At 53.2% G+C, this 15,606-nt stretch carries 10 protein-coding genes; 4 read left to right on the top strand and 6 right to left on the bottom strand.

Annotation, left to right across the window (positions count from 1 at the left end):
• The first annotated feature begins 1 nt into the window (after position 1).
• Entirely contained in the window at positions 2-4,351 is a 4,350-nt protein-coding gene (rpoC, locus tag AB1K62_RS13570; RefSeq protein WP_367004301.1) for a DNA-directed RNA polymerase subunit beta', read from the top strand.
• Positions 4,352-4,477: 126 nt separating this feature from the next.
• Positions 4,478-5,494 (top strand): M48 family metallopeptidase, encoded by a 1,017-nt coding sequence (locus tag AB1K62_RS13565; protein WP_367004300.1) that lies wholly within the window; start codon positions 4,478-4,480, stop codon positions 5,492-5,494.
• Between the two features lie 16 nt (positions 5,495-5,510).
• On the opposite strand, the gene AB1K62_RS13560 is transcribed toward AB1K62_RS13565, so the two are convergent.
• From AB1K62_RS13560 to AB1K62_RS13535, 6 genes are all read right to left on the bottom strand, one after another.
• Positions 5,511-5,771 (bottom strand): DUF6726 family protein, encoded by a 261-nt coding sequence (locus AB1K62_RS13560; RefSeq protein ID WP_367004298.1) that lies wholly within the window; start codon positions 5,769-5,771, stop codon positions 5,511-5,513.
• A 66-nt stretch (positions 5,772-5,837) separates the two neighbouring features.
• On the bottom strand, positions 5,838-6,719 hold the full coding sequence (locus AB1K62_RS13555) for a UTP--glucose-1-phosphate uridylyltransferase (protein WP_367004381.1): 882 nt from the start codon (positions 6,717-6,719) through the stop codon (positions 5,838-5,840).
• A gap of 4 nt (positions 6,720-6,723) precedes the next feature.
• On the bottom strand, positions 6,724-7,257 hold the full coding sequence (gene msrA, locus AB1K62_RS13550) for a peptide-methionine (S)-S-oxide reductase MsrA (protein WP_367004296.1): 534 nt from the start codon (positions 7,255-7,257) through the stop codon (positions 6,724-6,726).
• Between the two features lie 313 nt (positions 7,258-7,570).
• Complete coding sequence (locus AB1K62_RS13545; protein ID WP_367004294.1) at positions 7,571-10,663, bottom strand: efflux RND transporter permease subunit; 3,093 nt, start codon at positions 10,661-10,663, stop codon at positions 7,571-7,573.
• A gap of 45 nt (positions 10,664-10,708) precedes the next feature.
• The gene (locus tag AB1K62_RS13540; RefSeq protein WP_367004293.1) at positions 10,709-11,776 is read right to left on the bottom strand and encodes an efflux RND transporter periplasmic adaptor subunit; all 1,068 of its coding nucleotides are present in this window, start codon (positions 11,774-11,776) and stop codon (positions 10,709-10,711) included.
• Positions 11,777-11,888: 112 nt separating this feature from the next.
• On the bottom strand, positions 11,889-12,884 hold the full coding sequence (locus AB1K62_RS13535) for an L-threonylcarbamoyladenylate synthase (RefSeq protein ID WP_367004291.1): 996 nt from the start codon (positions 12,882-12,884) through the stop codon (positions 11,889-11,891).
• 52 nt (positions 12,885-12,936) lie between these two features.
• On the opposite strand from AB1K62_RS13535, the gene AB1K62_RS13530 reads away from it, so the two are divergent.
• Together AB1K62_RS13530 and AB1K62_RS13525 are read left to right on the top strand one after the other, a co-directional pair.
• The gene (locus AB1K62_RS13530; RefSeq protein WP_367004290.1) at positions 12,937-14,682 is read left to right on the top strand and encodes an acyl-CoA dehydrogenase; all 1,746 of its coding nucleotides are present in this window, start codon (positions 12,937-12,939) and stop codon (positions 14,680-14,682) included.
• The gene (locus tag AB1K62_RS13525) at positions 14,663-15,541 is read left to right on the top strand and encodes an ATP-binding protein (RefSeq protein WP_367004289.1); all 879 of its coding nucleotides are present in this window, start codon (positions 14,663-14,665) and stop codon (positions 15,539-15,541) included. The genes AB1K62_RS13530 and AB1K62_RS13525 overlap by 20 nt, the downstream gene beginning before the upstream one ends.
• Positions 15,542-15,606 lie beyond the last annotated feature (65 nt).

Here is a 15,606-nt window from a genome sequence, read left to right as displayed (position 1 = left end):
AATGAACCAAGTAACAAATTTCGCAAACCCGATCTCAAAGCCGGAAACATTTGACCAGATTCAAATCGGTCTTGCATCGCCAGAACGTATTCGTAGCTGGTCTTTCGGTGAAATCAAAAAGCCGGAAACCATTAACTACCGGACCTTCAAGCCAGAGCGTGACGGTCTTTTCTGTGCGCGTATTTTTGGACCTGTAAAAGATTACGAATGTCTATGCGGTAAATATAAGCGCATGAAATATAAAGGCATCGTCTGTGAAAAATGCGGTGTCGAAGTCACGGTAACCAAGGTTCGCCGCGAACGTATGGGCCACATTGATCTGGCGGCTCCTGTCGCGCACATCTGGTTCCTGAAATCACTGCCTAGCCGTATTGGCTTGCTGCTCGATATGCAGCTTAAACAGCTTGAGCGCGTGCTTTATTTTGAAAGCTATGTGGTTATTGAGCCCGGTTTGACCGCTCTGGAAAAATTCCAGTTGCTGACCGAAGATGAGATGCTCGAAGCGCAAGACGAATATGGCGAAGATGCTTTCTCTGCCGGTATCGGCGCCGAAGCTGTCAAAATCATGTTGCAGGACCTGGATCTTGAGCGTGAGAAAGAAGATCTTCTCGAGGAATTGGCAACAACCAAGTCCACGCTGAAGCCCAAGAAGATCATCAAACGCCTTAAGGTAGTAGAGAGCTTTATCGACTCCGGAAATAAACCGGAATGGATGATCCTTGAAATTATTCCGGTGATTCCACCCGAATTGCGCCCGCTGGTGCCTCTGGATGGTGGCCGTTTCGCGACCTCTGATCTTAACGATCTTTATCGCCGGGTGATTAACCGGAATAACCGCCTGAAACGTCTGATGGAACTGCGTGCGCCGGACATCATTGTCCGCAACGAAAAACGTATGTTGCAGGAATCGGTTGATGCGCTGTTTGATAACGGTCGTCGTGGCCGTACCATTACCGGTGCAAACAAGCGTCCGCTCAAATCGCTGTCCGATATGCTGAAAGGCAAGCAGGGCCGTTTCCGTCAGAACCTTCTCGGTAAGCGCGTCGACTATTCCGGTCGTTCGGTTATTGTAACCGGCCCTGAATTGAAACTGCATCAATGTGGTCTGCCAAAGAAAATGGCCTTGGAATTGTTCAAGCCGTTTATCTATGCGCGGCTTGATGCCAAGGGTCTTTCGATGACGCTTAAACAGGCCAAAAAATGGGTCGAAAAAGAGCGTAAGGAAGTCTGGGACATCCTTGAAGAGGTCATTCGTGAGCATCCTGTGATGCTAAACCGTGCGCCAACGCTTCACCGTTTGGGCATTCAGGCCTTTGAGCCGGTATTGATCGAAGGTAAGGCGATTCAGCTTCACCCGCTGGTCTGTTCTGCGTTTAACGCCGACTTTGACGGTGACCAAATGGCTGTCCACGTTCCGCTGAGCCTTGAGGCGCAGTTGGAAGCGCGTGTCCTGATGATGTCGACCAACAACATCCTGTCCCCAGCCAATGGTAAGCCGATCATCGTTCCGTCACAGGATATGGTGCTTGGTATCTATTATCTGACCATGGACCGCAAAGGTGAACCGGGCGAAGGTATGCTCTTGGCCGATATGGCCGAAGTGCATCAGGCCCTTGAAATCGGTGCAGTGACTTTGCACTCCAAAATTACCACCCGGGTTCCGCAAACCGACGAGGAAGGCAAGCCCATCCTCAAGCGTTTTGAAACCACTCCGGGGCGCTTGCTGATCGCGGAATGTCTGCCAAAATCACACAAGGTTCCATTTGATATTGTGAACCGCTTGCTGACGAAAAAAGAAGTCGGCGATGTGATTGACCAAGTTTATCGCCACACGGGTCAGAAAGATACGGTCTTGTTCGCTGATGCGATCATGGGCCTTGGTTTCCGCCATGCGTGTAAAGCCGGTATCTCCTTTGGTAAGGATGATATGATCATTCCGGATTCCAAAGATAAAACAGTTGAGGAAACCCGCGCTCTGGTTGCTGATTACGAACAGCAATATCAGGACGGTCTGATTACGCAGCAGGAAAAATACAACAAGGTAATCGACGCATGGAGCCGCTGCGGTGACCAGGTTGCAAACTCCATGATGGAAGATCTGTCGGCAACGCCGCTGGACGAGGATGGCCGTGAGCGTGAAATCAATGCGATTTACATGATGAGCCACTCTGGCGCCCGTGGTAGCCCGGCACAGATGAAACAGCTGGGCGGTATGCGCGGCCTGATGGCCAAGCCTTCCGGCGAGATTATTGAAACGCCGATTATCTCGAACTTTAAAGAAGGTTTGACCGTTCTTGAGTATTTCAACTCCACTCACGGAGCGCGTAAAGGTCTGGCCGATACCGCATTGAAAACCGCTAACTCCGGTTATCTGACGCGGCGTCTGGTTGATGTTTCGCAGGATTGTACGATTGTTGAAAATGATTGCGGCACCGAAAATGCGCTTGAAATGAAAGCCATCGTACAGGGCGGTTCGGTTATCGCGTCGCTTGGCGAGCGGATATTGGGCCGGACTATGGCTGAAGATATTGTCGACAGCAAAGACGGCTCGGTCGTGATTAAATCCGGTACCTTGCTGGACGAGGCTGCGATCAAGTTGATCGAAGAGCTGGGTATCCAGTCTGCACGGATCCGCTCACCGCTGGTCTGTGAATCCAAAATGGGCGTTTGCGGTACATGCTATGGTCGTGACCTTGCTCGCGGTACACCGGTGAATATTGGTGAAGCTGTTGGTGTTATCGCGGCTCAGTCGATTGGTGAGCCGGGAACGCAGCTGACGATGCGGACCTTCCATATCGGTGGTGCTGCACAGCTGAACGAGCAATCCAATCTGGAAGCGGTAGCCGAAGGTACAGTCGAATATCGTGATATGCCGGTTATTGAGGACAAGAACGGACGTTTTCTCTCGCTCGCTCGCTCCGGTGTGATTGCTGTGATCGATTCCGATGGACGGGAACGTTCTGCTGACAAGCTGCCATATGGTACTAGCGTGCTGGTCAAAGATGGCGCGAAGGTGAAATTGGGTGACCGTCTGGCTGAATGGGATCCATTCACGATGCCAGTGATTACCGAGAAGCCGGGTGTCATCAAATATCAGGACGTCATCGAAGGCAAAACGATGACCGAGCAGACAGATGAAGCAACCGGTATCGCGCAGCGCGTGATTACAGAATATCGGGCATCGGGCCGCGGCGCTAACAAGGAAGATCTGCGTCCACGCTTGACCTTGCTTGACGAGGATAGCGGTGAAACGGCGCGCTATCTGCTGGCCAATGGCGCTACATTGTCAGTCAATGATGGTCAGGAAGTGGAAGCGGGCGATGTTATCGCACGTGTGTCTCGTGAAGCTGCGAAAACCCGTGATATTACCGGTGGTCTTCCACGCGTTGCCGAATTGTTCGAAGCGCGTATTCCGAAAGACAACTCAATCATTGCCAAGGTCGATGGCCGCGTTGAATATTTGCGCGACTATAAAGCCAAGCGCAAGATTGCGATTGTTCCGGAAGAAGGCGATCCAGTAGAATATCTGGTACCGAAAACGAAAGTTATCGACGTTCAGGAAGGCGACTTCGTGAAAAAAGGCGATAATCTGGTTTCCGGTTCACCTGACCCGCATGATATTCTTGAAGTCATGGGTGTTGAGGCGCTTGCTGAATATCTGGTCTCGGAAATTCAGGAAGTCTATCGTTTGCAGGGCGTGAAAATCAACGACAAGCACATTGAAACGATTGTTCGTCAAATGTTGCAGAAAGTTGAGATTACCAATGGTGGTGATACCACGCTTCTTCCCGGCGAGCAGATCGACCTTGAAGAAATGATGGAATATAACGCGAAATTGACCAAGAAGCAGGTACCTGCGGAAGGCAAGCCGGTGCTGCTTGGCATTACCAAGGCAAGCCTGCAAACGCGTTCCTTCATCTCGGCGGCTTCTTTCCAGGAAACCACCCGGGTGCTGACCCAGGCGGCGGTAGAGGGCAAGAAAGACCAACTGATCGGCTTGAAAGAAAACGTCATCGTTGGACGTTTGATCCCGGCTGGTACTGGTGCTGGCATGAACCGGGCACGGATCGCGGCGACCAGCCGTGATGCTTCGCTTCGCGCACAGCAACAAAAGATGGTTGATGCAATGGTCGCTGCTCAGGAATTGAAAGCGGAAGAAGCAGCGCAAGCATCCGCCAGCGCAGCAGATGATGCCTTCGACTCTAAAGCAGAAGTTGAAGAAACATTGATCGCGGCTGATACTGCCGAAGAACAGCATGAAGCTGAACTGGCTCAGGATGCAGATGCAGCAACAGGCGATACCCCGCTGGGTGATGTCGTTACTGATGGTGACGGGGAACAACCTTCCTGATCACCGCGTCCATAGCCATTATGGCCAATAGATAAAAAGAGCCCTTCCGGAATATGTTTTCGGAAGGGCTTTTTTGATATAGCAGCGTTCAACGGCGTGAAAGACATGCTGGAGTAAAAGATAGCGATGATGCGGTTTTTATTTCCTGTTCTGGCTTTGCTAATCACTGTGCAATCATTGCCGGCAAGAGCGGATGAGCGCACGATTGACCATGCGGTGCTGGCGCATAAAGCCCTTCAGCGGCTTGACCAGCACATGCATATGGTTGGTTATAGGTTGACAGCGGCCAATGCGAAATATTGCAAAAAGACCGTGCCTAATCTCGGGATTTTGCTCCATGACCTCAAGCAATATGGAGATACCGCCACGGCCCGTCACGCCCATGGTTTTTTCAGTGAGCTTGCCGTGAATGCTATAGCGCCTGACAGTCCGGCTGCGAAAGCGGGGTTGGTAACGGGTGACGGCTTAATTGCTATCAATGGTCAGCCGGTGGAAGATATTGAAATTGATGAAGAAAAATTAGCCAAGGAGCAGCCGGAATATCGGCGTATTGCAGCAATTAACGCGATGCTGCGAAAGGCAGCGGCAGAGGGCTCTATAAAATTATCCCTTCTGCGCGGGGGATTGCATCAGGAAATTGAAATGACTGCGGCGCAAACCTGTCCCGGCCAGTTTCAGATACGGGTGAGTAAGGACCGCAATGCGTCTGCGGACGGAAAAATAATAAGTATTTCATCGGCATTGGCGGAATATGTTTTAAGCGATGACGAACTGGCGGCCATTGCGGCGCATGAACTTTCGCACAATCTCCTTAAACATCGTGAGCGGTTGGATTCGCAGGATGTGAATCGCGGATTTTTCGGCCAGTTTGGCAAAAGCGCAGGACGGATCAAGGCTACGGAGATAGAGGCTGACCGGCTGTCGGTCTGGTTGATGGCCAATGCCGGTTATGATCCGCAAGCTGCGATCCGGTTCTGGACCCGCTATGGCAAGGAACATGGCAAGGGGATATTTTCAGCATCGACCCACTACCGTTGGAAAAAACGGGTCGGTTTATTTAAAGAAGAAATCGCCAAAATAGCCAAAATACCGAACACCGTTGAACAATATGCCCCGCCGTTGCTGATGGTAGAAGGTCCGTAGACGGGTCTAATCATCGCTATAGGTTTTTTTTACACTGCTTGCGTTCTGCCTTGTTTTCGGCGCGTTTGAGACAGGCTTTGCGTTCCTGTTTGCGCTCGGCCAAAATACGGCGGCCCAGATCCTCCTCTTTTTCGGACTGGCTCTGGGTTGTAGCGTCAACGGCCGTTTCAACCGCTGTGCCAGCGACCCTGAACGGAGCTGTAACGACTTTGCTGGCTACGCAACCGCCCAGCAAGCTGATAGTCGCGGTCGCTGCGAGAATAGACGATAGGCGCATGATATTCTCCTATGGCAATGATCTGCGCTTTTGCGAATTAAGAAGGGCTGAATATAAAACCACCGATCAACTGTTAGATTTAGCCAGTAATTTCTCGGCAATTGAACGAATATCCCCGCCAATTTCAGGGTGCGCCAGCGCCAATGCCAGATTGGCCGCAACATATCCGGTCTTTGAGCCGCAATCATAACGCTGTCCGTCGAATGTCATGCCGTGGAAAGGCTGTTTCCCGATCATCTGTGCCATGGCATCGGTTAGCTGTATTTCGCCCCCTGCGCCTGCTTCCTGCGTTTCCAATATCCGCATAACCTCTGGCTGAAGGATATAGCGACCAGGCAAAATCAGGTTGGACGGCGCGGTTCCAGCCTTCGGTTTTTCAACCAGTCCTTTAACTTGCGTAATCGGGCCATCGCGATAACCCGGATCAATCACGCCATAGGACGGGGTATCTTCCATCGGGATTTCCAGCGCACAGACAATATTACCGCCCAGTTTTTCATAGGCCGTGACCATCTGTTTCATACAGCCGGGGCTACCGACCATGAATTCATCGGGTAGGAAGATAGCAAAAGGTTCATCCCCGATTATATCCCTCGCGCACCAGATCGCGTGCCCCAGCCCCAGTGGTTCCTGTTGCCTTACGAATATGCTGTTACCGGGCGGCAGACGGCTATCGTTCAGACTGGACAAATCCTTGCCGCGGTCTGCCATGGTCCGTTCGAGCTCATAAGCGATATCAAAATGATCCTCGATCATTCCCTTGCCGCGGCCATTGACGAAAATCATCTGTTCGATCCCCGCTTCCAATGCTTCATCAACAGCATATTGCAATAATGGCCGGTCAACGACGGGGAACAGCTCTTTGGGCATTACTTTGGTTGCGGGCAGGAAACGTGTGCCCATGCCCGCTACCGGAAAAACGGCTTTCTTGATCGGTTTATGGGAAATCGGCTTAATCCTTTAACTTATCCGCAAAGCGTGTTCTCAGCTTTTGCAGTTTTGGTGGAATGCTTGCAATGCAATAGGGATTGCTGCGCCCCTCATCGGCCCAATATTGCTGGTGATAATCTTCAGCAACATACCATGTTGCTGGCCCTTCTATGGTGGTAACAATCGGTTCTGACCTGTCTGCACCGGCTCGTTCTATGCCGGCCTGCGCCGCAGTGCGCTGGTCGTCATTCAAGGGAAAGATAGCGGAGCGATATTGCGTTCCAATGTCATTGCCCTGACGATTGAGCTGGGTCGGATCATGGGTAGCAAAGAAAATATCGAGCAGATCATCATAGCTGACAACATCGGGATCAAAGGCAATTTTAATAGCCTCTGCATGGCCGGTCGTGCCGGAACAGACCTGCCGATAAGTGGGATTGGCACTGCTCCCGCCGATATAACCGCTTTCAACACTCTGGACCCCGACAATATCGTTAAACACCGCTTCGGTGCACCAGAAACAGCCGCCTGCGAAAATTGCTTCCTGAGTAGTCATGGTAATCTCCTTTGGCGATTATTGCCGTTGGGAAGTTTTGGGTAACTATGCTTTTTAGATAAGTATATCCTTCGGGAATAAAAGTTACGGCTAATTACAAGTCAAGCGCTCAACTTTTCACGGCTTCCTTAAGTTCACTAAGTTCACACCAAGCAGGCTTTTCCTTCTGCCACATTCTCGAAAAAATAAATCGAGCCTCGGTTACGGATTGGCAAGTCCACGAGGCCGCGTTTTCCAAGCAGGTGACTATTCACAATCTGTTATCATAATGCCGGTCTTGTAGGAAAGCGCCAATTGCCATGAGTAGCCGCAGCTAGGCCGGTGCTATCTGATCGGGGGAGGGGCTGCCATTTTCCCCGGCATCTTCCTTATCGGCTTCACGCCGTGCAATCAGCCAATACATAGCCGGAGTAACAATGCGCGAAAGCAAGGTCGAACTGATCAGGCCACCAATGATGATGATCGCTACTGGCGCATAGAGCGCCCCGCCGAGCAGCGCCAAGGGCAGCAACCCGCCAATCGCGGTCACGGACGTCAGTAGAACGGGCAGGAAGCGCACTTCGCCCGCTTCCTCGATCGCCTCGCGCAGCGGCATTCCGCGTTTGCGTAGCTGGGCGGTGAAATCAACCAGCAGGATAGAATTTTTAATTTCGATCCCGATCAACGCGATAAACCCGATTATCGCCATGAAACCCATGCTGTTGCCCGTAACATATAGAGCAACTATACCGCCAAATGTTCCCAGCGGAATGACACCTGCGACAACAATTGTTTCCCGAAACCGACGGAACTCGGCAACCAGAACGGCAAAAATCAATAATAATGCGGCAACTATAATCGGGCCGAAATCACCAAATGTATCACCAATCGCTTCACTTTCCCCGCCGATTGAAAAATCATATCCATCGGGAAAGTCCAGCTTGCGGACTTTTTCCACTGCGCTGTCGGTGACGTTCGCAGGGACGCCGCCATAATCCACCTGCGCGGTTACTGAAACAGAGCGCTGTAATTGATAGCGCTGAATTTGCGGTGTTACATTGATCAGTTCCGGATTGCTGACCTGCGACAAAGCCACCGGATCGCCGCTACGTGTTGCCAGATAAATATCATCCAGTGCCGACACCGGCTGTGTTCCATTTAACGGCAAGCGGACCGTAACGGGATAATTATCTCCTTCTGAATCGCGGAAGGTTCCCGAACGCTCTCCGCTTAATGCCAGCCGGATAGCGCGGCGCGTTTCGCCAGGCGGGATATTCAGTAAAGCTGCTTTGCGTTCATCAAGCCCGATATCAAGATCGATTTTATCGGTGGCAATCGGATTATTAACATCCCGCGCGCCTTTGGTTTCGCGCAATATATTCTCGACCTGCCGGGCCAGGTCTTTCAATATATCCAGTTCGGGGCCGGTGATGCGTATGACGATAGGTGCTTCTACCGGCGCGCCGTTCATGAAAAGCTCCAGTTTGACCCGCGCGCCCGCAATCTGGTCAAGCTTCGGCCTTAACCGCCCGACCAGTTCCGCGCCTTCCTGTGCATCCCAATGATCCAGAACGGCCAGCACCTCGCCATAATTGGTGCGTTCCGCACGCGGACCGATATTATAGAATACCTGCGGATTGCCATTGCCGACATTTTCTGCACGAACCTTTATGTTTGGTTCGCCTTCCAATATTTTGGCAACTTGTTTGACTGCAATATCGGTCTGATCAAGACTGCTGCCTTGCTCGGTTTCTATGGAAACCCGGAAATAGGGCGCGTCGGCAAAAGGAAACAGGGTAAAGCCCATAGCCGGAACCAGCGCGAAAGCGGACACACAAAGAGTCATCGCAATACCAACGGTTTTCCACGGCGCGGTCAGCGCCCTGTGGAGTAATGGCCGGTAGAATGTCTGTATTTTGTCATTTATCCATTGTAGCGCGGCATTCCCCTGAGGATCTTCGTCACGGCGCAATATCCTGCTGGCTAGAAAAGGGATCAGGGAGAGCGAAATGATCAAAGAAGCGGCCACGGTTGCCATGATCGTGACGAAAAAGGACTGGGTATAAGCTCCTGCTCCGCCGGGTAAAAACAGCAATGGCGCAAAAGCGAAGATCAATACCAGAGTGGAGCCGATCACGGCGGCGCGGATTTCCAGACTGGCATCAATAGCTGCCCGCACCCGGCTTTTTCCCATACGCAAATGACGGGCAATATTTTCGGTCACGACGATGCTGTCATCAACCAGCAGCCCCAGCGAGACAATGAACCCGGCAATGGCAAGCTGGTTAAGGTTATAGCCCAGCGCGTATATTACCAGCATTCCCGAAGCCAAAGAGAGCGGGATGGATATCATGACGATGCCAGAGGCACGCGGGCCCAGAGGTAGCAGGGTAAATATCACCAATCCAATCGCTATAGAAAAGTCACGGCTCAGTTCACTGAGGCGTCTTTTAACATCGCGGCTTTGGTCAAATTGTTCAATCAACTGGATATCGGGAGGTAATATTTCGCGCTGGTTCTGCAATTCTATGTCCAGCTGTGCCTTGAGCCGGGTGACGTCCACACCGTCTTTTTGCGTAGCGGTAATGAAAATTGCCCGCTTGCCATTGTGCCGCGTCCGGTAAATCTGTTCCTCTGCGCCCCATTGCACATCGGCAACATCGGCAACCGTCAATAATGTCCCATCAGATGCGCGAAGCGGCAGACGTTTTATATCCTCAAGGTCGCGGAACGCGCCGCCGGCCTCGACATTCAACCGGCGGCCACCACTTTGCACCGCGCCGCCCGGCAATTCCACGCCCCCTTGCCGCACGGCATCGGCAACTGCGCTTGCGGGTACTTTCAGTTCCGACAGGCGTGCCGGGTTGATCGCGATGCTAACCTCTGGCTGGGGCAGGCCGAATATCTTGGTCTCGCGGACGCCGCGATAGCGCGTAAGATTATCAGCCAGATCATCCGCATATTTTTCCATTCGTCGCCAGGACGCATTCTCGCTGACCAGCGCAAGCTGCACGACGGCTGCTTCCGTTGTGCGGACTTTCAGGAACTCTAGCCGTTGCAGATTGCTAGGTAGCTGATCGCGAATGGCCGATACTTCCCGCACAACATCATCAAAATAACCATCGACATTGCCCGACCAATTGCTGAATTCGACATTGATCATCGTGCCGCCATCGGTGCTGGTCGATTCTACCTCGATGACATCATCCAGCCCCTGAACCACCTCTTCGATGGGCTTGGCGACAGTCTCTTCCATATCCTGGGCATCCGCACCCGGTTGTACCGCAATGATATTGACGACCGGGATGGGGAAATGGGGGTCCACCGCACGGGTGATGTTCAAAAGCGCGCTGATTCCCATGACGGTTAGCAACAGGAACATCACTAAGGTTAGCTGCCAGCGTTTTATGAAAAACTCAGCAAGCATCCTACAGGGCAGTCCCGCGAATGGTGATCGCTCTCACTTTTTCCGTCATTTAGCTGGCCGGACCGGTTTGATACGATCACCATCGCGCAATTTTTCCACCCCGCGGGAAACAATGACATCGCCATCTTTCAGGCCCGATGTAATTTCCAGATTGTCATCGGTGAGTTTGCCGATCACAATGTTACGTCGCTTCACGCGCTTGTCCTTATCGACTACGAATACCAGCCCTTCACCGGATCTTACGCCAAATATCGCAGTAGCGGGAATGGTAACGGAGCCGTCATTGCTGCGGGATACAGCGATATCTACACTTCCAAGCTGGCCCGAGCGCAGCTTGTTGTTGGCCGGTAGGCGAAAGCTGACTTCGAAAGTCCCGGTCCGCGCGTCTGCCCGGCCATCTTTTTCGCTCACCACCGCGTCAATCGGCTCGCTCGATACTGCCGGAACCGACACTTTTGCGCGCATCCCCACGCGTACACGGGCGGCATCGATATCGGTCAAGGGCACTTTCAGAACAAACCCCTGATCCAATTCTCCGATAACCATCACCGTTTGTCCGGCGGATACTATCTGCCCCGCATCAATATTTCTGTTTAATATGATGCCATTGCCGGGCGCTCGTATTCGCGCGGTCCTGCTCGCAAAGCCGCTAGCATTGACACGGGCCTGCGCGGAACGTGTCGCCGCCTCGGCTTGCTCCAGGCGCGCCTTGGTGACCCATCCATCGGTATATAGCGATTGTATCCGTTCAAATTCTGCTTTTGTTCTGTCAAGTTCGGCCCGCGCCGATTCCAGCTCGGCAGACACTGTGCTTTTGTCCAGAGCGGCCAGAATAGCCCCCTGATTAACCCGGTCCCCTTCTTCATATGCAACAGAGGCGACCTGTCCCGACGTGGTGAACCCCAATTCCGTTTCCCGGCGCAAACGCACCGTGCCAGCGGCGGTAATGACTTCATTCTGGTTGGCAGATTGGACAATAGTTGTCGCTGCGGGAACAGGGGCGCGGTTTTGCGGGCTTTCTTCTGCGTCGGTTGCGCTGCATCCAAACAACAGGGCAGCAGAAAAAAACGTCAGAAATCTATTATCCGGAAAATGAATATTGCGCCCCGACATTATGGTTATTCCAGCCCTCCCATCCCTCTCATAAGTCGTGAATCCGCCGGGACCAATATAAAATTGCATATCGCAACCAAATGATCTGAATCGGTTGCTCCTTTGCAACTTATCAACTGGCGGCGCGGGTCAACCGGTCGTTAATGGCTGTGCCTATACCCTTGTCGGGAACAGGGGCTACTGCGATACATGATAAAGAGCTGTTATCTGCCAGGTGCATTGCGGCGAATAGCCTGCTGGCCGCTTCGGCAAGATCACTGTCGGCGGAAAGATTATAATGGCCATTTATCGTGCCGAAACCGATATGATATTCGTGCGTCGCTACATTAACGGCATTAAGGCGAACAGGTTTGGCGGGAGCGTAATGGCTTGATAGCTGCCCCGGTGACTCAATTTTCTTATCGCCAGCGACATTCTTGCTGTCAGTGATGACCACGGCCTTGCCCAGAGCGGTTTCCAGTTCCTCCCGTGTTACCGGACCGGGGCGAAGGATTTGACATACATTGCCCCTGACTGCGACGATCGTCGACTCAACACCGTTATGGCATGGCCCGCCGTCCAATATCATCGGGGCATCGTTGCCCAGACTGCGTGTCACATGAGCGGCGATGGTCGGGCTGATCCCTCCGCTTTTGTTGGCCGATGGCGCGGCAAGGAAAAGTCCGGAAACCTTGAGCAATTCCTGCATCAACAGATGAGCGGGACAGCGCAAAGCGATGCTATCAAGGCCAGCAGTCACGGCTGGTGCTACCGGGCAATCCGGTGTTTTCGGGACGACTATCGTCAGCGGGCCGGGCCAGAAGCATTCTGCCAATCTGGCTGCAAGCTGATTAAATACCCCCAGTTTACGCGCAGCAACCAAATGCGGGACATGAACAATGAGCGGGTTAAAATCCGGGCGGCCTTTTGTGCGGTAGATATTGGCAATCGCATCGGCATTGGTAGAATCAGCAGCCAGCCCGTAAACGGTTTCGGTCGGCACAGCGACCAGCTTCCCGGACTGCAATCGCCGGGCAGCAGCGGCAATTGCAGCTGCCTTTGCCTCCCCTGTTACGTCATTTCCGTAACGTCGCGCGCTATCGTCGATATGATCATTTGAGCCTGACATAATAGGGCGCTATAGCGCAGCGAGATTTCAAGCAATAGCGGATAGATTGATTATGAGCTTTACAGCGCCCAGCAGAGAACAGAATTTCGTCCTGAAACATATCGCCAATGTCGGCGCTCTCGCCGAGCATGAGCGTTTTGCCGGTGCAAGCGACGATATGGTCGAGGCTATCGTTGAAGGCATTGGCCAGTTTGCAGCCGGAGAATTTGCGCCGATAAACCGTATCGGCGATACTGTTGGTGCCAAATGGAATGACGGCACCGTGACCATGCCCGCTGGCTTCAAGGAGGCCTATGCCCGCTTTGTCGAGGGGGGATGGGCGTCGATTGACGGTCCGGAAGAATTTGGTGGTCAGGGATTGCCCTACTCCTTGTCGGCGCTGATTCTTGAAACATGCGGCGCGGCGAACTTTGCTTTCACCCTATGCCCGATGTTAAGTTTTGGGGCGGTTGAGGCAATCCATGCCCATGGCAGCGATGAGCAGAAAGCGGCCTATCTGCCCAAAATGGTATCGGGCGAATGGACCGGCACCATGAACCTGACCGAACCACAGGCGGGGTCCGATGTCGGCGCCCTGCGCGCGACGGCAGAGCCGATTACGGACGGCGAACATGCCGGCAAATATAAGATCAAGGGCCAAAAGATATTCATCACCTTTGGCGAACATGATCTGACCGACAATATCATCCATCTGGTATTGGCCCGCACACCCGGCGCACCCGAAGGGACACGGGGCATATCTTTGTTCATTGTCCCCAAATATCATCTGGATGCGGATGGCGCTCCGGCAACGGCGAATGATGTTACCTGCGTTTCGATTGAACATAAGCTGGGAATTCACGCCTCTCCGACCTGTGTCATGGCCTATGGTGAAAATGACGAATGTATTGGCGAGATGATCGGCGGTGAATTTGGCGGCATGAAAGCCATGTTTACGATGATGAACAACGCCCGCATCAACGTCGGATCGCAAGGCGTGCAGATTGCCGAACGCGCCACGCAGCTTGCTATCCAATATGCCACCGACCGAGTGCAATCGGCGCGCGCGGGAAGCGGGAGCAAACAGCCGGTTGTGATTATCGAGCATCCCGATGTCCGCCGGATGATTTTGCGTAGCAAGGCGTTGACGCAAGCTGCGCGCGCCCTGCTTTATTATGCGACATCCCATGTGGACGGTGCGACATTGGGGCTGGAAGGTGCTAAAGCGCGGGCGGAAATTCTGACACCGCTCATCAAAGGCTATGGCACCGATATCGGCAATGAAGTCGCGTCCATCGGCTTACAAGTGCATGGCGGTATGGGCTTTATCGAGGAAACCGGCGCGGCCCAACATTTCCGCGATGCCCGCATTGCCCCGATTTATGAAGGCACAAACGGTATTCAGGCCGCTGATCTGGTCGGCCGGAAACTTGGCCTTGACGGCGGCGATGCGATGACGGCGCTGATCACCGATATAAAGGCAGAGGCGAAAGATGACGACGCGCTGATGGCATTGGCGATGGCGGCTGAGAATGTGGCCAAATGGATGGGTGATGCGTCGATTGATGACCGGCTGGCCGGAAGCTATCCGTTCATGACGATGCTGGCGACGGCGACTTGCGGCATGTTGATGAAAAAACAGCATCGGATTGCCACAGAAGAACTGGCTGGCGGGAATGATCCATTTCTTAAAGCGAAGCTGGTGACAACGCGCTATTATCTCGATCATCTGGTTCCCGAAGCCTTGGGCCTGAAAGCCGCAGCGATGGGCGGAGCGGATATACTATATGATATCGACAATGACGGGCTGGTCGCCTGATATGGCAAAAGCGGAAGACCGGGATTCAGGAACCGTCGCTCTGCACCGGATTGCCGATGCTTTGGAGCGGCTGTCCCCGGTTCCGGCGCCTTCCGCGGATTTAAGCAGCGGACCGGCCTTTCACTGGACTGGCAAAGCCATGCAGAGCATCGAAAATTTCGCGCCGCTCCCGCTCGATATGCTGAGCGGAATTGATGACCAGAAAGCCCGTCTTCTCGAAAATAGCAGACGTCTGGCCAATGGTTTTGCTGCACATGATGTCATGCTGTGGGGCGCGCGCGGCATGGGGAAATCCGCTTTGGTCAAATCGGTCGTGCGGGTATTGCAACAGGACGGAGCCGATCTTGCGATGGTAGAGGCCGGAGCGGATATGCTCGAAAGCCTGCCCGAACTATTTGCGATATTAGGCAAAACAGGGCCAGAACAAAAAGGGAGGCCGTTCATCCTGTTCATCGACGATATCGGCTTTGAGGAAGACAGCGCCGCTCCGCGTTTGCTGCGTTCCATGCTTGAGGGCGGCGCAGCGCAGCGTCCTGCCAATGTGCGGCTCTATGTGACATCGAACCGGCGGCATATCGTACCGCGGCAAATGGCGGAACAGGATGATCCGGTAAATCCGCGTGATGTGCTTGATGACAAGCTGGCCCTGTCTGACCGTTTTGGCTTGCGAATGGGTTTCCACGTGGCGTCGCAAGAGGATTATCTGGCGATGATAGCCCGTTACGCAGATGCCTATGGCCTGAGTTTCGAAAGCGAAGACGCGCTTTTATGGGCGCAGCAGCGTGGCAGCCGGTCCGGCAGAACGGCATGGCAATATGTGGTTGAGCTTGCCGGACGCGCGGGAAAATCTCTGGCTTAGGCGTGGCTTTCTTGCGCCAAAGTTCACACAAATCACACGCCTCGACAGTACCCCCTCGACCCCAT

Source organism: Parasphingorhabdus sp. JC815 (genome assembly GCF_040717415.1).
Lineage (GTDB): Bacteria > Pseudomonadota > Alphaproteobacteria > Sphingomonadales > Sphingomonadaceae > Parasphingorhabdus.
The sequence above is the reverse complement of the archived record's forward strand: the minus strand, read 5'-3'. Positions and strand labels throughout refer to the sequence as shown.